Annotated in this window: 24 protein-coding genes and 1 tRNA gene; 11 read left to right on the top strand and 14 right to left on the bottom strand. The window is 38.3% G+C overall.

Annotation, left to right across the window (positions count from 1 at the left end; all coding sequences use genetic code 11):
• The first annotated feature begins 74 nt into the window (after positions 1–74).
• From I6J02_RS13520 to msrA, 4 genes are all read left to right on the top strand, one after another.
• On the top strand, positions 75–644 hold the full coding sequence (locus I6J02_RS13520) for a sigma-70 family RNA polymerase sigma factor (RefSeq protein ID WP_201678403.1): 570 nt from the start codon (positions 75–77) through the stop codon (positions 642–644).
• Positions 637–912: a hypothetical protein gene (locus I6J02_RS13515; RefSeq protein WP_201678402.1), complete on the top strand. Its 276-nt coding sequence runs from the start codon at positions 637–639 to the stop codon at positions 910–912. Before I6J02_RS13520 ends, I6J02_RS13515 begins: the two co-directional genes overlap by 8 nt.
• Positions 913–990: 78 nt before the next feature.
• On the top strand, positions 991–1,458 hold the full coding sequence (locus I6J02_RS13510; RefSeq protein WP_236581878.1) for a DUF417 family protein: 468 nt from the start codon (positions 991–993) through the stop codon (positions 1,456–1,458).
• A gap of 30 nt (positions 1,459–1,488) precedes the next feature.
• On the top strand, positions 1,489–2,139 hold the full coding sequence (gene msrA / locus I6J02_RS13505; protein WP_201678401.1) for a peptide-methionine (S)-S-oxide reductase MsrA: 651 nt from the start codon (positions 1,489–1,491) through the stop codon (positions 2,137–2,139).
• 84 nt (positions 2,140–2,223) lie between these two features.
• Here the strand turns inward: msrA and I6J02_RS13500 are convergent, their stop codons facing one another.
• The 3 genes from I6J02_RS13500 to I6J02_RS13490 are packed head-to-tail and all read right to left on the bottom strand — an operon-like array spanning position 2,224 to position 5,781.
• Positions 2,224–3,411, bottom strand: a complete 1,188-nt coding sequence (locus tag I6J02_RS13500; protein WP_201678400.1) for a sialidase family protein — start codon at positions 3,409–3,411, stop codon at positions 2,224–2,226.
• Between the two features lie 14 nt (positions 3,412–3,425).
• Positions 3,426–4,847: an arylsulfatase gene (locus I6J02_RS13495; RefSeq protein WP_201678399.1), complete on the bottom strand. Its 1,422-nt coding sequence runs from the start codon at positions 4,845–4,847 to the stop codon at positions 3,426–3,428.
• Between the two features lie 34 nt (positions 4,848–4,881).
• Positions 4,882–5,781: a DUF4886 domain-containing protein gene (locus I6J02_RS13490; RefSeq protein WP_201678398.1), complete on the bottom strand. Its 900-nt coding sequence runs from the start codon at positions 5,779–5,781 to the stop codon at positions 4,882–4,884.
• Between the two features lie 162 nt (positions 5,782–5,943).
• Between I6J02_RS13490 and rpsF the strand changes: the two genes are divergently transcribed.
• The 4 genes from rpsF to I6J02_RS13470 all read left to right on the top strand — a co-directional run bounded on the left by rpsF (position 5,944) and on the right by I6J02_RS13470 (position 7,416).
• Positions 5,944–6,312: a 30S ribosomal protein S6 gene (gene rpsF, locus I6J02_RS13485; RefSeq protein ID WP_003004624.1), complete on the top strand. Its 369-nt coding sequence runs from the start codon at positions 5,944–5,946 to the stop codon at positions 6,310–6,312.
• Positions 6,312–6,575: a 30S ribosomal protein S18 gene (rpsR, locus tag I6J02_RS13480; RefSeq protein WP_002998940.1), complete on the top strand. Its 264-nt coding sequence runs from the start codon at positions 6,312–6,314 to the stop codon at positions 6,573–6,575. Before rpsF ends, rpsR begins: the two co-directional genes overlap by 1 nt.
• Positions 6,576–6,587: 12 nt before the next feature.
• On the top strand, positions 6,588–7,031 hold the full coding sequence (gene rplI, locus I6J02_RS13475; RefSeq protein ID WP_002998943.1) for a 50S ribosomal protein L9: 444 nt from the start codon (positions 6,588–6,590) through the stop codon (positions 7,029–7,031).
• Between the two features lie 88 nt (positions 7,032–7,119).
• Positions 7,120–7,416, top strand: coding sequence for a hypothetical protein (locus I6J02_RS13470; protein WP_201678397.1), 297 nt, complete (start codon positions 7,120–7,122; stop codon positions 7,414–7,416).
• On the opposite strand, the gene I6J02_RS13465 is transcribed toward I6J02_RS13470, so the two are convergent.
• The gene (locus I6J02_RS13465; RefSeq protein ID WP_201678396.1) at positions 7,417–8,688 is read right to left on the bottom strand and encodes a sensor histidine kinase; all 1,272 of its coding nucleotides are present in this window, start codon (positions 8,686–8,688) and stop codon (positions 7,417–7,419) included. It lies immediately after the preceding gene.
• 1 nt (position 8,689) lies between these two features.
• Entirely contained in the window at positions 8,690–9,361 is a 672-nt protein-coding gene (locus I6J02_RS13460) for a response regulator transcription factor (RefSeq protein ID WP_201678395.1), read from the bottom strand.
• A gap of 227 nt (positions 9,362–9,588) precedes the next feature.
• On the opposite strand from I6J02_RS13460, the gene I6J02_RS13455 reads away from it, so the two are divergent.
• Positions 9,589–9,661: transfer RNA gene (locus I6J02_RS13455), tRNA-Lys, on the top strand.
• Positions 9,662–9,832: 171 nt separating this feature from the next.
• Here the strand turns inward: I6J02_RS13455 and I6J02_RS21785 are convergent.
• Both I6J02_RS21785 and I6J02_RS13445 read right to left on the bottom strand, forming a co-directional pair.
• Positions 9,833–10,459, bottom strand: coding sequence for an Imm25 family immunity protein (locus I6J02_RS21785; protein WP_236581877.1), 627 nt, complete (start codon positions 10,457–10,459; stop codon positions 9,833–9,835).
• 18 nt (positions 10,460–10,477) lie between these two features.
• Complete coding sequence (locus I6J02_RS13445; RefSeq protein WP_201678394.1) at positions 10,478–10,837, bottom strand: cyclopropane-fatty-acyl-phospholipid synthase; 360 nt, start codon at positions 10,835–10,837, stop codon at positions 10,478–10,480.
• 262 nt (positions 10,838–11,099) lie between these two features.
• On the opposite strand from I6J02_RS13445, the gene I6J02_RS13440 reads away from it, so the two are divergent.
• Positions 11,100–11,594 carry a cytidine deaminase gene (locus I6J02_RS13440; RefSeq protein ID WP_201678393.1) on the top strand — a complete coding sequence of 165 codons (495 nt, stop codon included), beginning with the start codon at positions 11,100–11,102 and terminating at the stop codon, positions 11,592–11,594.
• Between the two features lie 154 nt (positions 11,595–11,748).
• Here I6J02_RS13440 and I6J02_RS21780 read toward each other — a convergent pair whose 3' ends face one another.
• The 7 genes from I6J02_RS21780 to I6J02_RS13410 all read right to left on the bottom strand — a co-directional run bounded on the left by I6J02_RS21780 (position 11,749) and on the right by I6J02_RS13410 (position 15,864).
• Positions 11,749–12,306, bottom strand: coding sequence for a M1 family aminopeptidase (locus I6J02_RS21780; protein ID WP_236581876.1), 558 nt, complete (start codon positions 12,304–12,306; stop codon positions 11,749–11,751).
• Positions 12,307–12,449: 143 nt separating this feature from the next.
• A complete protein-coding gene (locus I6J02_RS21775) occupies positions 12,450–12,977 on the bottom strand; it encodes a hypothetical protein (protein ID WP_236581875.1) in 528 nt (175 codons plus the stop codon).
• Positions 12,978–13,303: 326 nt separating this feature from the next.
• Positions 13,304–13,804: a hypothetical protein gene (locus tag I6J02_RS13430; protein ID WP_201678392.1), complete on the bottom strand. Its 501-nt coding sequence runs from the start codon at positions 13,802–13,804 to the stop codon at positions 13,304–13,306.
• Positions 13,788–14,246, bottom strand: coding sequence for a hypothetical protein (locus I6J02_RS13425; protein ID WP_201678391.1), 459 nt, complete (start codon positions 14,244–14,246; stop codon positions 13,788–13,790). Before I6J02_RS13425 ends, I6J02_RS13430 begins: the two co-directional genes overlap by 17 nt.
• Before the next feature lie 67 nt (positions 14,247–14,313).
• A complete protein-coding gene (locus tag I6J02_RS13420) occupies positions 14,314–14,889 on the bottom strand; it encodes a hypothetical protein (RefSeq protein ID WP_201678390.1) in 576 nt (191 codons plus the stop codon).
• Between the two features lie 16 nt (positions 14,890–14,905).
• The gene (locus I6J02_RS13415; RefSeq protein WP_201678389.1) at positions 14,906–15,367 is read right to left on the bottom strand and encodes a hypothetical protein; all 462 of its coding nucleotides are present in this window, start codon (positions 15,365–15,367) and stop codon (positions 14,906–14,908) included.
• Between the two features lie 176 nt (positions 15,368–15,543).
• On the bottom strand, positions 15,544–15,864 hold the full coding sequence (locus tag I6J02_RS13410) for a DUF4870 domain-containing protein (RefSeq protein WP_201678388.1): 321 nt from the start codon (positions 15,862–15,864) through the stop codon (positions 15,544–15,546).
• Positions 15,865–16,109: 245 nt separating this feature from the next.
• Here I6J02_RS13410 and I6J02_RS13405 point away from each other — a divergent pair, with 245 nt between their 5' ends.
• The gene (locus I6J02_RS13405) at positions 16,110–17,957 is read left to right on the top strand and encodes a LuxR C-terminal-related transcriptional regulator (protein WP_236581873.1); all 1,848 of its coding nucleotides are present in this window, start codon (positions 16,110–16,112) and stop codon (positions 17,955–17,957) included.
• The last annotated feature ends 8 nt before the right edge of the window (positions 17,958–17,965 follow it).

The following is a 17,965-nucleotide window of genomic DNA, read 5'->3' as shown; positions in this document are numbered from 1 at the left end:
GAAAGTAATACTGATATATCCGGACAATTTGATACTTTTGGATGCTGATATTTGCAATCAATTATTAAATACCTATGAGTTCTTCCCAAAAAGATGTTGAACTATGGATTGAAAACTATTCCGGATCATTACTGAGACAGGCTTATTTTTTATTGGCCAATAAAGAGGATGCGGAAGATCTGGTACAGGATGTTTTTATGACAGCATTTCTGATGAAAGATCGCTATCAGGGAAAAAGCAGCCCTTTGACCTGGCTCAAAGGTATTCTAAACCACAAAGCTGCTGATCTGTACAGACGCAAATACAGAGGTAATGAAACGGTCAGCATGGACTATTTTTTTGATGAGAGCGGGGGCTGGCGCGATCAGGATGTTCAGAATCACTGGGATATCAGTACAGACACGTCTGCATCTCTTCTGGATAATGAGAATTTCAATAAATCACTTCAGGAATGTCTGCAGGCACTCCCGCAGAAATGGGGATTTCTAATCAGACAATGTTACATTCAACAGAAAAAAGCAGAAGAAATTTGTCAGGAAGTAAATATCTCAACGACAAATTACTGGAAGATTCTGCAACGAAGCCGTATGCAGCTACGAAAATGTCTCGATATCAAATGGTTTAACAACACAAATAATGCTTGACAAAATCATACATACTATCATCCTGCCCTGCAGTCAGGCAACACTGCTGGTGGAAAAGAGATTTCATATGGATATTCCCATATGGAAGAAGATACAGCTCAGCATACATCTGAAAGCCTGCAGATCCTGTAACAGCTATTCAAAGAAAGCCAGTTTTATTGAGCATGCAATTACACATTATCTCGAGCAACATGAAGGCGATTCAAAAAAGTATTTCACTGACAACAAGGACTTTATAGAAAAAGTCAAACAAAATATAAAAAAATAACTTCTTTCTGTGTCAGGATTTCCATCTGGTAGCGACTATGATTATAAAACATACAGTTATCATCAACTCATCAGAAACATGGAATCTTTAATTTCGACACCCCGCACTGGCACAACAGTCATGTACAAAGCCGGATATTTTATTTCACTGGCAGGAAGTTTTCTTATATTGCTTTGGATAGGCATTTATAAATTTACTGCTGTTGAGGCAGAGGCGATCAGACCACTGGTCGAACAACAGCCCTTACTTTCCTGGATGTACAGTATTTTTACAATACAACAGGTGTCTAACATAATAGGTATTACGGAAGTGTTACTGGCACTTGTATTGATACTTGGTATAAAATGGAGCAGATTCAGGAAAATAGCATCTATTGGTATGATTATTACATTTGCGCTTACCCTCAGCTTTCTATTCACCACTTCAGGAATGTGGAAATTAAAAGAAGGAGTCCCAACAACAGATTTTTTTATCCTTAAAGATTTGCTGTTGCTCGGATTTGGCCTTATGCTTCCTTACCTGCCGTCCCCACTGCGTACAAACTAAAAAAATCTGTTAATATTAAATCACAATACCATGAAATATAACATCATCACTTTGATAATCCTCATGCTGAGTGCAGGACTTGTAAAGAGCAAAGACACGAATTTAACGCCTCTGACAGAAGGGCGTAATACACAGGAAATTTATTTTGCAGGAGGGTGTTTCTGGGGAACGGAGCATTTTTTCAAACAAATCAACGGTGTAGAAAGTACTGAAGTCGGATATGCAAACGGAAAGACTAAAAATCCAACTTATGATATTGTTTCTCACACCAAAAGCGGATATGCGGAAACTGTAAAAGTGCGCTATGACCCGGAAAAAGTTGCACTCAAAACACTTATAGAACTCTATTTTAAAACCATTGATCCTACGAGTCTGAATCGTCAGGGTAATGATATCGGAGAACAATACAGAACAGGTATATACTATAAAGATGAAAAGGATTTGCCTGTCATCAAAACATGTATAGCCGCACTATCTAAAAATTATTTAAAGCCACTGGCGATTGAAGTAAAACCCCTGACTAATTTTTACAAAGCAGAAGATTATCATCAGGATTACCTGGACAAAAATCCACAAGGCTATTGCCACATTGATCCCGCTCTGTTTGAAATGGCGAGAAAAGCCAATCAGGACAGTACAAAGAATAAAGGTAAGGATTCAAAAAAAATCAGCACACACTAAATACTAAGAAGAAGCCTGACCGGGAACTGAAAACTCCCGTTATGTCTGACAAACATAACGGGAGTCGTTATTTTTATTTATTTTTTATCGCCATTTCACGGGCAGAAACACGATATTCTTATAATTATCTTTTTCATACAGCACACCGATCCGTTTAGCATCCAGCTGTACCAGATCGGAGTATGCAGCATAACTTCCCTTATATCCGGCAGGAGCTGTTGCAATGCGCTTATTATAAAACCAGGTTTTCCCATCATCCTCACTTACACGCACTGTCAGACTATCTCTTTGCGTTTTACTGGCAGCATTACTGAAAGCCAGCAATGAATTCGTCCCTCTCAGTGACAATACACTTCCCTGATTGACAGGGTCCGGAAGATGGGGGTCAAAATAAGTGGTATCCCAACTTGAACCTCCGTCACTACTTATGCTTATTATCCGGTTTCGCACCTGACCTTGCTGATTTCTGGAATTCATCAGTAACCGGTCTCCACTGATCTGTGCAGCAATAGACTCGTTGCCTCCTTCAGCAGGTACAGTAGCTCCCAGATGAAATGTCTTGCCATGATCATCCGTATAATAACCATGCGCCTGATAGTCTTTAAAACCAGCCTGAGGATTACCCGCAGAATGATTGGCAGATACAAAGATGCGTCCTTTGTATTTTCCGTACTCAAACTGCATGGCGTGTCCCGGAGTATTGGCATAACTTCTCCAGTCTTCTCCGGAAGTATATGCAGGATTGAATGCCGGCGCATTTGGGCGATGTACCTGAGTCGTTATATTCACTGCAGCAGACCAGGTTTTTCCCTGATCTGTCGAAGTGATGTACCAGACTTCCCGTACACCGTTACCTTTACGGATTTCCCCCTCATGATTGTTCCCTGTATTGTAAAACAAAAAGATACGTCCATTCGGATACTCCGGATCCGTCATATCCAGCACCGGAGCAGGATTGCCTGCCTGTAAGTTCCCATAATCCACTACTCTGTCCAGAGCAGACCATGTCTTTCCCTGGTCTGTACTTCTTTTCATTACAATATCGATATCTCCAAAGTCTCCGGCATGCGCAACTCTGCCTTCACTGAAGGCTAAGATATCACCATTGGCGGCCTTGATAACAGCTGGAATACGATAACTTTCGTATCCGTCCTTTCCGGATGCAAACACAATCCTCTCCTCTCCTTCTTTTGTGACTTTCGGATCAATAACGAAGGAAAGATTCATCAGAATCCCACCTGAAAGCAGCGCAATTAATAAATTTCTTTTCATAGGTTATATACGGTCTAAAACGCAAAATAAGGATTAGCTGTGTGTGCCTGATTCATAATGTTTTCCAGTTGCCTTACCTGTTCAGGATTCTCTGCGGCGACATTCTTTTTTTCGGCAGGATCTTTCTTTAGATTATATAGTTCTATGACGGTCTTTTGCTTATTCTTTACCTGTAGTTTGACAGCTTTCCAGTCTCCTGCGCGCACAGCCTGGCGGCCACCGTCTTCGTGAAATTCCCAGTATAAATAAGGATGCTGCTGTTGTGCATTTGTTTTGCCCAGCAGTGTAGGCACTAAAGATACACCATCGGTATAACGGGCTTTTCCGGCTCCTGTAATATCTAAAAGAGTAGGCATGACATCCCAGAAAGCTCCGGCAAATTTACTTGTACTGTTGGGTTTTACTTTATGAGGCCATCTGACAATAAAAGGTGTACGAATACCTCCTTCATAAAGATCCCGTTTATATCCCCTCAAACCACCTGAACTATTAAAGAAAACCGGATCTGCACCTCCCTCACGATGTGCCCCGTTATCACTGGAAAAGATGACGATGGTATTTTCCGTAAGTCCAAGGTCATCCAGTTTTTTCAATACCTGTCCTACATAGGCATCCATGCGGCTTACCATACTGGCAAATGTTGCTCTCGGTTTTTCTACTGAAGCATATCCCGCAACGGTTGCCCCGGGACCATAGTCATTACCTTTATGCGGAGTCTCCTCAAACCGCGAGGCATATTTCTGATAATGTTCATCGTCAATTCCGGATAATTCGGCATGCGGCAGTACGGTAGGAATAAACAGGAAAAATGGCTCATCCTTGTGCGCATCTATAAACCGGAGTGTCTGCTCCTGAATTAATGCAGGTGCATAGTGTACCTTATTTTTCAAATCATTTCCTTCCAGTTCCACACGCTGATCATTATGCCATAAATGAGTAGGAAAATAGCGGTGGGATTGCCTTTGACAATTGTATCCGTAAAATTCATCAAATCCCTTTTGGTCCGGCGCTCCGGTGGTGCCCACCATACCCAGTCCCCATTTACCAAAGGCACCGGTAGCATACCCCGCTTTCTGAAGCAGCTGCACAAAAGTCTGTACCGAGTCAGCAAGAGGTTGCTGCCCTTCAGGCTCAATTTCCCGGTTTCCCCGGATGTAAGTATGACCGGTGTGCTGGCCTGTCATTAATGAAGACCGTGAAGGGGCGCATACAGAGGTGCCGGCATAGAACTGTTCAAACTTCATCCCGTCCGCAGCTAAACGATCGATATTCGGGGTTTGTATCTGTTTCTGTCCGTATACACCGAGATCCCCGTAGCCTAGGTCATCGGCCAGAATAAACACAATATTCGGCTTTCTCTCCTGAGCCTTTAGTCCCATCGTGCTCAAACATAAGAAGGCAGCAGTAAGCAGCCTGATTTTTTGAAGGTTTATCATTATTTATAGGTTGGTTTTTGATTAATACTAAGGGTTACCTTGCCATTTCCATTACCTGAAAGGCTTTAAGGGGTGTTACTGTAAAAGGATGTAAAACCGCTTCATGTGCTGCTTTTTTTGCTATTTCAGCCTGAATATCCGTCACTTTTAGCGGCTTGTAAACATTCGTTGTGACATCCTGCTGAAAAAGAGTTTCAAACCAGGTACAGGCTGCCGTAAAACGTCCGTAGTCCAGATTAAGGTGGTAACCGTCTCTGGTATAATGATCTCCTATAAAACTTGTCCGCGCATTCTGTACAGCAGTACCTGCAGGAACTAATAAGTCAAAGGGAATTAGTTTGAATGCTTGCTGAGAAGTCTGCGCAATAGCTTCATACATCTTTAGCTGGCTTCTGTCATAGTTCGCAAAGCCATCATGTTTGGAATCCTGCTGATAGGCCCATGTCTGGTGCAGAATATACTTTGTAGAAGGATACCGTACATGCGCTTTTACATAAGCAAACAAAGCCGGAAGATCGGCCTGATATGTTTCATATTTTCCGGAAAGCGGACTGGCCTGCTGAAAACTGATATAATCCCAGGGCTCATCAACCAACGCATCCGATATCCGCACATCCGGAGTAACAGTCTTATTCCCGTCAGAGGTTATTTTACGATAGCTGTAAGCGGCCTTATCTTCATTTACATTGCGTACATGCAGAGATAAAGGCGCCCCTCCTATATAGAGATTGCCGATGACCATGGTTTTACCGCTAGTCTTTGCCAGTTCGTAAAGGTAATTTTCAATGCCATCTTCTGAAAAACTATTACCGATAGCTAATATTCGCAATACCCTGTCATCCAGCGGATCTTTTTGTGCCTGAACTGCAGAGGGAACCACGCTGATAAAAAAGACTAGAAAAAGGCTTAGAAAGTAATTTTGGATTGTTTTCATAGGAAGTAAAGTTATTAAATATTTAGATGAAGGAATACTTTGTACCCTGATTTTGACAATAGGTCACTTATTCTAAATTTCTCTTTTATAAATAAAAGTAATTTTATACCTTTGCACTTCCGTAAGTGCGGAGATTTTAAATTAACAAAAATATTTAACAAAATGCAACAGTACGAATCTGTAATCATTCTTACCCCGTTGCTTTCTGATGATGTTGCGAAAGAAGTAATCGCAAAATTCAAAAACATCTTAACAGAAGGCGGAGCCGAGATTGTCGCTGAAGACAATTGGGGTTTGAAAAAATTAGCGTATCCTATCCAGAAAAAAACAACTGGATTTTATCACTTAACTGAATTCAAGGCTCCAGGTGAATTAATCAGAAAAATTGAGATTGAATTGAGACGTGATGAGCGCGTAATGCGTTTCTTAACGATTGCATTAGACAAACATGCTATTGCATACAGCGAGAAAAAACGTAGCGGAGCATTCAACAAGAAAGCGGAAACTAAAACTGAGGAGGTAGCAAACTAATGGCAAACGAAAACATCCAATACGTAACTGCTCCTAAAGTAGAGGACAACCGTAAAAAATATTGCCGTTTCAAAAAGAACGGTATCAAATACATTGACTACAAAGACGCAAACTTCCTTTTGAAATTTGTGAATGACCAAGGTAAAATTTTACCTCGTCGTCTTACTGGTACTTCATTGAAATTCCAACGTAAAGTTGCTCAGGCCGTTAAACGTGCTCGTCACATCGGTTTATTACCTTACGTTACTGACTCATTAAAATAAGGAGAATACGACATGGAAATTATCTTAAAACATGATATCAAACACCTTGGCGAAAAAGACGATGTTGTCGTAGTAAAGCCGGGTTACGGTCGTAACTACTTAATTCCTCAAGGTTTCGCTGTATTGGCTACATCTTCTGCAAAGAAAGTATTAGCTGAAAACATCAAACAAGCGCAATTCAAACAAGAGAAAATTAAAAAAGATGCGACAGAATTAGCGACTAAATTAGAAGCTATCAAGTTGACAATCGGTGCTAAAGCTGGTGAATCAGGAAAAATCTTCGGTAAAGTAAACAGCATCCAGATTGCTGATGCTTTGAAAGCGCAAGGTTTTGACGTAGATCGTCGCCGCATTACTTTCGAAACTGAACCAAAATTAGTTGGTGAATATATCGCTAACTTGAACCTTCACAAAGAAGTTAAAGTTCAGGTTCCTTTCGAAGTAGTAGCTGAATAATAACTGTTATTCAACACAAAATATAAAGGAGATAACGCAAGTTATCTCCTTTTTTTATTACTTTCGGTTTCAGGTAATCCATCATTATATGCGTATCAAGACCATATTCTTATTAATACTGACCATTCTGCTCACTATTGTGCTGATGAAAAACACGGAATCGGTCAACTTTTGGATTTTCGGTGACCATAGTGTCTCCAAACTGGCTATTCTGGCTATTTTCTTTCTGTTGGGTATTATTGTGGGGTTAATCCTTGCCCGATCGGGAAAGAAAAAAGATCAGCACCCTTCTGTCTACAGTATTACAGGTGAAGCCGGAGAAACACTCCCTCCTGCTGCCAGATCACTGAGCGCAGAAGATGAAGAGTACCTCAGAAATGATTAATTAGCCAAAATGTACCGTAAAGCTATGCATGTGATCCGTATATGCATAGTCAATTTTCCCATTTGTCGTATCCACTATAGACTTGACAATTGCCAGTCCAAGGCCGGTTGATTGCTGATTTTCCACGTCCTTATAAAAACGGTCAAAGATATGCTGCGCATTAAGTGCCTTTTCTTTACCGGTATTGGCTATAGAAAATCCATTCTTCCGGATATGCACAACAATACGCCCTCCCTCATAATTATGAATATGTGCATTGCGCAGCAGATTAGAAATAAGCATCTGCGCGAGATCCGGATTAAAATCATGTATAAGCTCCTCTTCTTCCGACAGGTCTATATGTATACTTTTATGTTCCAAAAGCTCTCTGAAGGCCTCTATTTGCTTTTTCCAGAGAACATTAAAGTCTGTTGGTTCCTGATTTAAAAACTGGCGGTTATCAATTTTGGTCAGCAGTAACAGCGATTTGTTCAATCTTTTCATCCGGTCCAGCTGATTCAGTACCTCTGCCAGCTGATTTAATACTTCTTCATCTTTCTCAAAATGAGGCAATAACATTTCTACTTTTGATTGCGATATGGCCAGCGGTGTCTGCAATTCATGTGCAGCATTTTCTACAAAGTCCTTTTGCCGCTCATAGACTGCGGTATTATCATCCAGCAGCTGAGTGATTGTATTGTTCAGCTCTTTAAATTCGAGCACAGAGGTTTTGGGGGCGATAAAGGTATTTCTCTTTCCCAGTTCAAATTTTTTCAACTGATACCCCAGCTGATAGAATGGTTTCCATATTTTACTCAATATCAACTTATTGATAATAAAAATGGATATCATAACGACAACAAATAGCGTGAGAAGCGAGTACAGTAAACTGCTGATCAGATCATCTTCCTCCACCATGGAAGAGATAACCTGCAACTTGTAATATTTGCCATCGTTATCCTGAAAATAGGTTGTCAACATACGAACGATTTCAAAATCCTCTTCATTAACCATATACATCGACGTATCAGAATAGGTTTCCAGGCCGCTGATGGCGATATCTTCAGGAACAGGAATCAATCTGTAATTGCTTTCCCCAAAATCCCTCTTCTGGTACACCATTTCATCCTCGTATGCCTTATGTATAATAAGCATCTTATGATTTTCCAGGCCATCGTCAAGGCTGTCGTATACTTGATCCATCATATCCAGATAGAAGATCACCGCCCATACACTCAGGATCAGCAGCAATGCTCCGGAAAGATACAACATGGTTCGGTTCAGTAGTCTCATCTTACACGCTCATTTTATATCCTATACCGTAGATTGCCTGTATCTCCAGCTTTGCATGATGCTCTTTCAACTTTTTACGAATATTTTTAATCTGTGAATAGATAAAATCAAGATTATCGGCCATATCCGAATCGTCTCCCCATACATGCTCGGCTAATGCGGTTTTCGTGACCAGCTTATTTTTATTGAGAACAAAAAATGAAAATACATCAAATTCCTTACGGCTGAAATGCAGATCCTGATCATCGACACAGATGCTACGTGTGTCGTAATTGATCTGCAGATTATTGAGCTGAACAACAGGATTGCCGGCAAGCTGCTTACGTCGCAGTACGGCTTTGATACGGGCATTCAGTTCGGAAAGATGAAAAGGCTTGGTCAGATAATCGTCCGCACCTAGATCCAGTCCTTTTATCTTATCATCTATAGAATCTCTTGCCGAAATAATAATTGTATGTTGCTGCTCTTTCTCTCTCAACTCATCCAGCAGCGCAAGTCCGTTGCCTCCCGGCAGATTTATATCCAACAGTATACAATCATAGGTATACAGATTGATCTTTGACGAAGCCGAAGAATAATCCGAAGCTACTTCTACGACATATTGCTCTGCCTCCAAAAATTCCTGAACACTCCTCTGCAATTCGAGTTCGTCTTCCACAATTAGTATTTTCATGCTATGTTCAACTTATATTGTACAAAATAAGGGTTTAATTCTGGAAAGAAAAGGGAAATATAGCATAGCACTATCATCAGCGCAATTTTATTTAAAAAAATAAATCGCTATAAATGAATACGTTTTACTTTTTTTTATGTTTTAACAACGGTTTTCTTTGCATATATAATTTATATTCCTACCTTTGCATCACTTTCAGAAACGGAATTAGTTTCACAAAAAGAAAGGATTCCGTAGCTCAGCTGGTAGAGCAATACACTTTTAATGTATGGGTCCTGGGTTCGAATCCCAGCGGGATCACAGAAATAAGCTTCACAGAAATGTGAGGCTTTTTTTGTGCCATCTGGATTCGAACAGAAAGTTTACCGGATTGCATCGAATCAAGAAATTAATATTCCCTAAGCTCCCAATTCTGTCTTCTGACAACTTTTTATAAAATGACTCTGCCAAAGCATTAGCAGTTGGACGGATTTAAAGGGAATAAATATAACACAGCTCCCAAATCTTATCCTGTGTTGCTTTAAGTCCCAGTTGATCGAAAAATATTTTTTCATCTGATGGAAGAATGGTAAATGCATTTTCGATCAAAACCTGACATTTCTTCTTATCCTTCATTATGCTTTTATCGTTACCTGCAGCCTGTATAATTTTTAAAAAGAAAGGAAGAAAATACTGCGTATAAACTTCATATCGACGGTTCTTTATTGAAGGATGATTTAGCTCATTTTTGGAAGCTGTTAAAAGAGTTTTCAAAATGCCGCTTTCAATAAGCGTGATAATTTTAGATTCACAATTTTGAAAAAAAAGCGGATCTAATACCTGAGTGTAACCGATCTGCATTTTGATATTTGCGGACAGGTTCTCTAAACCATCGTCCGGTCTGTTTATCGGGCCTACCCATAATGTCGTTTCTAAAGAACCGTCGTTTTTATATGCACGGGCTATAACATAACAGTAATAAATATCCTCTATATTTTTACTCAATGAAACAAGATTAGGATACCAAAGCTTCTTAGGACAAGAGAAACCAAAATCGCTGATCAGGTTTCCGAATTCGGCAACCACAGAACTGAAATTATCATTACTATTTTCTTTCATTCTATTTACCCTCGTCCCCTATCTAACACCATTTAGTTTTACAAAATCCGTTAGTTTTTTATTGATAAAGCTCAGATCATCAACAGCTTTATCCTTGTCTTTATTTCTATCATAACGTGCAGTCCACGGTCTGATGCCAAACAAGTAAAATTTCAGTCCTAAGGGAGTGAGATCGCCAACAGTTATTTGTGAATCATCGGAAGCGCTTTGATCCGCTTCCAAAATAATGCGTGTGGTAAAACCATTGTCCTGAAGAAACCTGATCTGGTTCTCAAAGAAACGGTATTGTCTTTGGATATATTCTTCTGTTAAAGGCGGTGTAGATTTCATTTGTGTTACCCACCCAACCCTATTGATTACCCGATCTTTATTTTCCATCTGTTTCGCTATTTTTACCGGCAGCTTAATCTGAATAAATATAACAATTATACAGATATAAAACTCACATTTAAGTGTTTACAAAACCCAAACACTCATTAGATCGGATTTCATCAGCTTACCTACACATTTATATATTTCAATAGCCAGGCAGCCGAAATCGGGTACAACATCATATTTATTTTAATAATCCAATAAATTACCCTAATTTGTTTGCCCGATATTAAAATTATCGGGGGTTTATTTTAGTAAAGACATTAAGATGAGATCGATCGATTTAAATATAACTTACGAGCATTATACCAATATTGAAGAGTTAAGCGAGACAGACAAAAATTTATGTGATATGGCCGAGAAGGCACTGGAAAGTTCTTACTCTCCTTATTCCAAATTTAGAGTAGGTACAGCCATTCGGCTTGAATCAGGTGAGACTTTTTTAGGCAGTAATCAGGAAAATGTAGCTTATCCTTCAGGGTTATGTGCCGAACGGGTTGCGCTTTTTGCAATTGGAGTGATGCATCCGGATGGAGTAATAGAGAGTATGGCTATTACTGCTCAAACAAATGCTTTTGAAATTACCAAACCAATAACTTCTTGCGGAGCCTGTTTACAGGTAATGGCCGAATTTGAAATGAAACAGAACAGACCTATTCAGGTATTGTTTTATTGTCTTAATGGGGAAGTCTTGAAAGTTAACGGAATTAAAAGCCTGTTGCCATTTGTTTTTGTTGAAGATAGATTGATAGCAAGTCTTTAAAGCACTTAATTCATGAGATCAATCTTATGGATTATAAAACCCATGTAATTAGTAATTTCCCCTCAATTATGCTGCTACATCCGGTGGTTTTATCTGGTCATACCTTATCATTTCGAGATCCGTGATATTGAAACAACCGTTTCAGCTATGGTATTTAATAGATTTCATTTTCTAATATTTTTACAGACTTATCATCAGCATAGTTTTTTAACAACGCTATTAATTTTTCTGTGGTGGAGATCTTGTTTTTGTAGACCTTTTTCAAAAATTGCAGCATTTTTTCCTCTCCTATACTTTTTTCCAGCTGATATAACATAAAAGGCCCTTTGAAATAAGCAATCGAGTACCAGTCACTATCTCCTGTTTTCGTTTTTGAGATTTTTACAGTTTTTTTATACGCCTCTTCATATCTTTTGAGTTGTTTATGAAACATTTCATCCGGGAGCGTTTTCTCCATCCATTTCAAAGTGGAAAATTCAGCAAAAGATTCATTCAGCCAGTCTTCCCACACCCCTGTCTTTGCATTTTGCCACCACAGGTGTGCGATTTCATGAGCCATCACTTTTCGATCGACAAGACCATAATTATCCAGTAATGATAAAGAGATAAATCCTCTTCTTGCATAAGACATATCATGAGCAAAAGAATTTACTGTCACGATCAGCTTATCTGTAGCACTTTTTCCAAATCTGCTTTCATAAAAGTTGTACATCTCAAGAGACGTTTTCTGTATCTCCTCTATCTTTTCAGCGGAAAGCTGTACTCCGTAAAATTTTATTTTATTATTAGCGATACTGAATCGCTGGAATTTACCTGAAAGGACAATAGGGATATCAAAGTGGTTATTCGTATTGCTTATAATAGTGTATTCACCCTTTTTCGAAGTACACCATTAGCAATAATCTCATAATTTTGGGGTACTTTAAACTGTAATTTATACGAATAGTTTTTGTCATCAATATTTACAGGAAACCAACCAGTATAAAGGCTTAACTCAATCCATTCGGGATTATAAGCAAATATCTTACTCTCAATCTTTTCCAGAGGATAGGTATATACGATATTCAACACAAACTTTTCTGGAAATGTATTTTTAATGCTTATTTTTTTGAGATCCTCGTCAACACCATCAATTTTATAGTCTACAGATTTATTCCCGAACCGGAGCTGTTTAATATCTGCATTCTTATTGATATAGAAGTCAAGCTCATTCTTATCTGCATTTTGATAATCCATATTAAATGCTGCATTGATAATTTTCAATGAATCGATAGAGATTGTACCTTCATAATGAGTAATTTTTTGAGCCTTGCTAATAGGAAGAATTAAGATGTGTACTACTATAAGGAAGGACAGTATACTGGTTTTTACTAAATTTTTCATGAGATGGTAATTTGATGAATCTGAATCAGGTATTACATTTTAAGATAAGACGTCAAAAAAAGTGAAACTATTGCAAAGCTTATCAAAAATTCACAGGTTGTTGATAAAATGGTTCGTGGTTAGCTTTTTATTTGGAAAGATGCAATATGTAATGTAAAGCACTCCTATTTTCGTTCTTTAAATTGCTTTTTTAATGATAACTCTTCTGTCAAATCAGCTATTTCCAGGCTTTGTTTTTTTACAGCAGGAGATTAAATAATAAAAGCTCAATCATACAGCTGAGCTTTTCTGTTATATTAAAGACTTCTCTAACACATTCGCATTTTCTAGGATTCCAGTAATAGTAATAAAGGATCTAATATTTCTTCTTCAAATTCCATGACCTGCTTTTCCGAAATCTTTCCGTTACTGTAATTGGGGCTGATCTTATAATTCTTTAAAAACTGCTGCTTCTTTACACCCAGACTATAATGCCAGTTGCCTGAATCTGCATTAATAAAAATCACAGCTTCATCAAACATCATCAGCTTTCGTCGCCCAAAAGGATGATTCTCCCGATAGATAATCCGATTGTACCGGTCAAAAATGTACCGCACATTTAAGCGAAAAAGTATATCGTATAATCCATGAAGTATAAAATAGATGATTATAGCTAAACATAAGATCATACCACCTTCGCCAAGTTGCTGAGCAAACAAATTCAGTACGACAACAGCTATTAGGACTGCTACAGCATAGCATAACAGCGAGGATATAATTTTTCGGTTAGGCTGTAGAGAGATTCCGTCAGATGCATTCTCAAATCTGAGTTTATCTTTGATGTTCATCACTTATTATTTCGTCTATTTCGTTTAGTATATGTTGTATAGGTCTGGTAAAAAAGCTTTGTGCCAACTGTACCTCTTTCGTCTTTCCCTCTTTATCACAATAATTGGCGACAAGTCCCACATTCGTAGTAATAAAACCAAGCTGTAATGTTTTATGAATGGTGAAACCAGTTAAATCTGCAAAAGGAATCGTTTTAGAAGCTTTTATCAGTCCCGTTTTGGTACGGATTTCTCTTTTATCTACATTGATGATCAGGAAACTGTTTAAAATAGAAAGCATTAACAACACTGTTGTTCCTGTCATCCACCACTTAAACGAAGATTCAGGCATTGCTGTAAAACCCGCAATAGTGAACAATAAAAAGGTTCCAACCAAAGGAATATACAGCCCCCATTGCGGATTTAGTTTGTATTCGCTTCCGCTTCTTGTAAATTTTTTCATTTGTTTATTTCCTGTTTTTCAAGAGTATGATGTTAACCTACATTTGATAAAGTGTTTCCTTTGTGGCTTAGTGATCAGAAGATTTACCAAAGCCCGGTGTCTTCAACATCTTATATTGCACTCCGTGCCTGTCTGCATAAGGCATAATCATATCATGTACGCTATTATATTTTTCATCCATCAAAGCACTTTTTTCTTCTTCCAGTTCTGCAATAGCTGCATCAATTTCAGCTGCTGGTCTGCCCTCATCAATCATTTTGGCAATTCGGGGGAAATCATTTTTATAAATATCATCTGCGTACTGAAACATATCCAAAGCCGCTTTCAGTATAGGCGCTGTTTCCTCATTGGATTTAAGATCTTTCAGGTCACGGATATCATTATCAAACATATTTATATATCGGTTTTGCACATACTCCGTAGCATTCACCTTTTTCACTTCATTTTGAGGAGTAACAATAACCAGGTTTCCTACTTTCAGTTGTCCCCGAATCTCCTTAAAATGCTGTTTAAATCCGTTAGGGATTTTATTACTGTTCAGTTTTACTTTTTCAAACACTGTTTCAGGGTAACTTTTCCCTCCCAGCCCGCAGGAAATTAAACACAGAAACAGGACATATATTACATAGTATATTCTTTTCATTGATCCCCTTTTTATATTATTGATTTAAGACTTCTTCCAGTTCGTTGTACAACTGTTGTATGTTTTTCTTACTGAAAGACGAAGCCAGCTCAAAACGTTTTGTTTTATCAGCAGATTTAAATTTCACATACAAAGTAACATGGATGGGTATTCCGAAAATCCATTTGATAACCTGTATTTCTAACCTTTCAATTTCCGAAAAACTATACTGCAAAGGAGCTTGTCCCCTTACTCCTGTATCAATTCTGAAATTTTTATCATCAGGAAATATTCTGGTTTTGGAATTTCTTAAAACCACCAAAACCAACAGTAGCGAGGTAAAAGCAATAATGCTAAGACCTGTTTTTAAATGGTCGCTATAGACTACTATTACTAACCCGATAAGCCACCAGACCACAATGATGACATGAAAAAAAGAAATAAAACTTTTCAGTTTATAACCATTACCGTCCGGTGTAAGATATTTGTATGCCTGCATTATTCTGTTTGTAAAAATTTGAAGTATCCGAAAAAGGAACTGATTCCTTGTTTGAAAACAGTTCCTGTCAACAGATAATAGTTTGGCTGTTTAAGTCAATCACAACACTGCTAAAACACCCTTTTAATAAAACTTTCCCCAAATGAAAAGCGAAATTTCTCTGATCAGAAGAGAACCTATCCGATAAAAGCGAATTTATTTTCAAAAAATCCACCTATTAACGGAAGTGGCTTCTTAGCTCCATTCGAAGCATTGATAGCTCCGATAATAAGAAGCACAAGAGAAATAATACTGATATAGCTTAGTGCATAGATATGCGTAATGCTCATTACTATTTGAAGCGCAATACTCAATGCAAAAGAAAACACAATCAAACCGAGCCCCTGCTTCAAATGATATTTTGCAGCATCGTCTGCTTTTTCTTTCCCTGAAAAATAAGCAATAAGCCATCCGATTAACGTAATGTATGACAGGATTGAGATTGTTTTGTTGTCCATGATAATGTATTTGATAAAGTTTAAAATTTTGTATTTAGAATTCGTTGATTCAAAGTTGCAGGTATTTCAGCAGAAAATTTATTTTTGAATACCTACAAAACAGCTACTACAACAACATCAGGCTACTACAAAACGACTACAAAACTTTTTAAAAATTTAAAAATCAACACATTATATATTAACAGGCTATTTCAAAACCTTGACAAATCATTGCTGTGTGTCTACAATTTTTGTACTTTAACGTCATGAAAATCAACTCCTGTTTTCTATTTATAATACTGTTTTGTATTGCTACATACTGTGATGCACAAAATTCGCTTATAGACAGCTTACAGAACAGGCTGAAAAACAGAGCTGTTTCTGCTACCGAAAAATTCAGAATTTACAACGAGCTTACGGAACTGTATCGGATAAACGACAAGTATTCCTTAGCAGAAACAACGCTCCAGCAGCAACTTCTGTTAGCTAAAAATGTGGACAATTACACAGAACAAGTGAAAGCGCTGGTTCAGAGAGGGGTAATCATACTCAATAAATCGGAATACGATACGTTTCAGACAAATCTGGAAGCAACAGACAAAGCCGCAAAAAAAGCCGCTAATAAAATCGCGCAATGGTATGCCAGTTATCTCCGTATATATTATTACAACACTTTAGGAGAATATGAGAATGCCATAAAACTGGCTCAGACCATCTTACCGGAACTAGAAAAACAACCTGATGAAGTGTTGCTAAAAGCGAAACTCAACTATATCCTTTATGGCATCTATTCGGAATGGAATGATGCTGAAAATGCAACTCTGTATGCTAAAAAAGCAATAACGTTTTCTGAAATATCCGGAAATAAAAATATGCTGAGCTCTGCATACTCTGCATTAGCGGTATGCTATGCATATAAATATGAGAAAACCGGGAATATCAAAGATCTGGATGCTGTGGTGGAGATGTGTCAAAAGGCCGTAGCACTGTACCACCGTTTTCCGGGACATATTTCAGAATACACCTATGCGTTATCTTTACTGAATCTGGCAAATTATAATTTGATGTATCCGGTAATCAAACCCGCAGTACGAAAGGAAATTGAAAGTGTCTCAAATGAAATACTACGTCTTACACGAAATATATCCAACAGTCAACCCGTTCAGACGGGTGCACTTGGTATTTTGAGCAACCTGGCCATGAAGGATAATAATATTCTGCTGTCTGAACAGTACTTACTTAAGGCTGAAGCCGTAGCCATGACTCAAAACCCCATTTATTATTATACACTGCTGAGTATTGTAAGTGATCTGGCAAAATTGTATGCGAATCAGCGAAATTTTCAGAAAGCATATGAATACCAGACCAAAACTACAGAATACAACAGCCTGTTGTATAATGAAAACCAGGCTGCCACCGCAAAAAAACTGGAAGCACAGTATCAGACTCAAAAAAGGGAAGCTGAATTTCAAGCTCTGACAGAAAAGGCGGCCAGCCTGAAGCGTGAAAAACTCCTGTATATAGGATTAGGAATTATCGGTCTGGCTGGTGCATTCTTCATGTTTCGGTCATATCATTTTAAGCTACGTCTTTCCTTAGAAAGTGAGAAAAAACTGACCACTGAAAAACATGAAGCAGAAATTCAGTATAAACTGGAACAAGAAGAGAAAGCCAGGCTAAAAGCTGAACAGGAGCTGCTTACACTGAAACAAGAACAACTACAGCGTGAAGTGCTCGCAAACCAACTCCATTTGCAGCATAAAAACGAAGTTCTTCAACAGCTGGAAAGCAAATTATCCGATAAAAACATTAATATCCGGCAGGTAGTAAAAGAAGAGTATCGTATGGACAACGAGTTTGAGAAAGCCCGGTTCCGTATACAGGAGCTACATCCCGATTTCTTTAAGAATCTCAATGACAGTGCCCGGCAGAAACTGACAAACCTTGATTTAAAGTATTGCGCTTATTTTTATCTCGGTATGGAGACCAAGCAAATTGCCCATCTGCTCAATGTAGAACCCAAAAGCGTACGTATGACCAAATATCGTCTCAAACAAAAGTTTAATCTGAATGCAGAGACAGATCTTGCAGGCTACCTTAAGAATATTGTATAAAAAATCTG

The organism is Sphingobacterium spiritivorum (assembly GCF_016725325.1).
GTDB lineage: Bacteria > Bacteroidota > Bacteroidia > Sphingobacteriales > Sphingobacteriaceae > Sphingobacterium.
This window is presented reverse-complemented; position numbering and strand designations above follow the sequence as displayed.

What these genes read in the sequence shown, in the direction of transcription:
- I6J02_RS13440 (WP_201678393.1), top strand. Translation starts at nt 11,100, where the DNA reads ATGAGATCGATCGATTTAAATATAACTTACGAGCATTATACCAATATT.
- I6J02_RS13430 (WP_201678392.1), bottom strand. Translation starts at nt 13,804, where the DNA reads ATGAACATCAAAGATAAACTCAGATTTGAGAATGCATCTGACGGAATC.
- I6J02_RS13520 (WP_201678403.1), top strand. Translation starts at nt 75, where the DNA reads ATGAGTTCTTCCCAAAAAGATGTTGAACTATGGATTGAAAACTATTCC.
- I6J02_RS13460 (WP_201678395.1), bottom strand. Translation starts at nt 9,361, where the DNA reads ATGAAAATACTAATTGTGGAAGACGAACTCGAATTGCAGAGGAGTGTT.
- I6J02_RS13465 (WP_201678396.1), bottom strand. Translation starts at nt 8,688, where the DNA reads ATGAGACTACTGAACCGAACCATGTTGTATCTTTCCGGAGCATTGCTG.
- I6J02_RS13420 (WP_201678390.1), bottom strand. Translation starts at nt 14,889, where the DNA reads ATGAAAAGAATATACTATGTAATATATGTCCTGTTTCTGTGTTTAATT.
- I6J02_RS13490 (WP_201678398.1), bottom strand. Translation starts at nt 5,781, where the DNA reads ATGAAAACAATCCAAAATTACTTTCTAAGCCTTTTTCTAGTCTTTTTT.
- I6J02_RS21775 (WP_236581875.1), bottom strand. Translation starts at nt 12,977, where the DNA reads ATGAAAAATTTAGTAAAAACCAGTATACTGTCCTTCCTTATAGTAGTA.
- I6J02_RS21780 (WP_236581876.1), bottom strand. Translation starts at nt 12,306, where the DNA reads ATGTACAACTTTTATGAAAGCAGATTTGGAAAAAGTGCTACAGATAAG.
- I6J02_RS13510 (WP_236581878.1), top strand. Translation starts at nt 991, where the DNA reads ATGGAATCTTTAATTTCGACACCCCGCACTGGCACAACAGTCATGTAC.
- I6J02_RS21785 (WP_236581877.1), bottom strand. Translation starts at nt 10,459, where the DNA reads ATGAAAGAAAATAGTAATGATAATTTCAGTTCTGTGGTTGCCGAATTC.
- I6J02_RS13515 (WP_201678402.1), top strand. Translation starts at nt 637, where the DNA reads ATGCTTGACAAAATCATACATACTATCATCCTGCCCTGCAGTCAGGCA.
- I6J02_RS13500 (WP_201678400.1), bottom strand. Translation starts at nt 3,411, where the DNA reads ATGAAAAGAAATTTATTAATTGCGCTGCTTTCAGGTGGGATTCTGATG.
- msrA (WP_201678401.1), top strand. Translation starts at nt 1,489, where the DNA reads ATGAAATATAACATCATCACTTTGATAATCCTCATGCTGAGTGCAGGA.
- I6J02_RS13410 (WP_201678388.1), bottom strand. Translation starts at nt 15,864, where the DNA reads ATGGACAACAAAACAATCTCAATCCTGTCATACATTACGTTAATCGGA.
- rplI (WP_002998943.1), top strand. Translation starts at nt 6,588, where the DNA reads ATGGAAATTATCTTAAAACATGATATCAAACACCTTGGCGAAAAAGAC.
- I6J02_RS13495 (WP_201678399.1), bottom strand. Translation starts at nt 4,847, where the DNA reads ATGATAAACCTTCAAAAAATCAGGCTGCTTACTGCTGCCTTCTTATGT.
- I6J02_RS13445 (WP_201678394.1), bottom strand. Translation starts at nt 10,837, where the DNA reads ATGGAAAATAAAGATCGGGTAATCAATAGGGTTGGGTGGGTAACACAA.
- rpsR (WP_002998940.1), top strand. Translation starts at nt 6,312, where the DNA reads ATGGCAAACGAAAACATCCAATACGTAACTGCTCCTAAAGTAGAGGAC.
- I6J02_RS13425 (WP_201678391.1), bottom strand. Translation starts at nt 14,246, where the DNA reads ATGAAAAAATTTACAAGAAGCGGAAGCGAATACAAACTAAATCCGCAA.
- rpsF (WP_003004624.1), top strand. Translation starts at nt 5,944, where the DNA reads ATGCAACAGTACGAATCTGTAATCATTCTTACCCCGTTGCTTTCTGAT.
- I6J02_RS13415 (WP_201678389.1), bottom strand. Translation starts at nt 15,367, where the DNA reads ATGCAGGCATACAAATATCTTACACCGGACGGTAATGGTTATAAACTG.
- I6J02_RS13405 (WP_236581873.1), top strand. Translation starts at nt 16,110, where the DNA reads ATGAAAATCAACTCCTGTTTTCTATTTATAATACTGTTTTGTATTGCT.
- I6J02_RS13470 (WP_201678397.1), top strand. Translation starts at nt 7,120, where the DNA reads ATGCGTATCAAGACCATATTCTTATTAATACTGACCATTCTGCTCACT.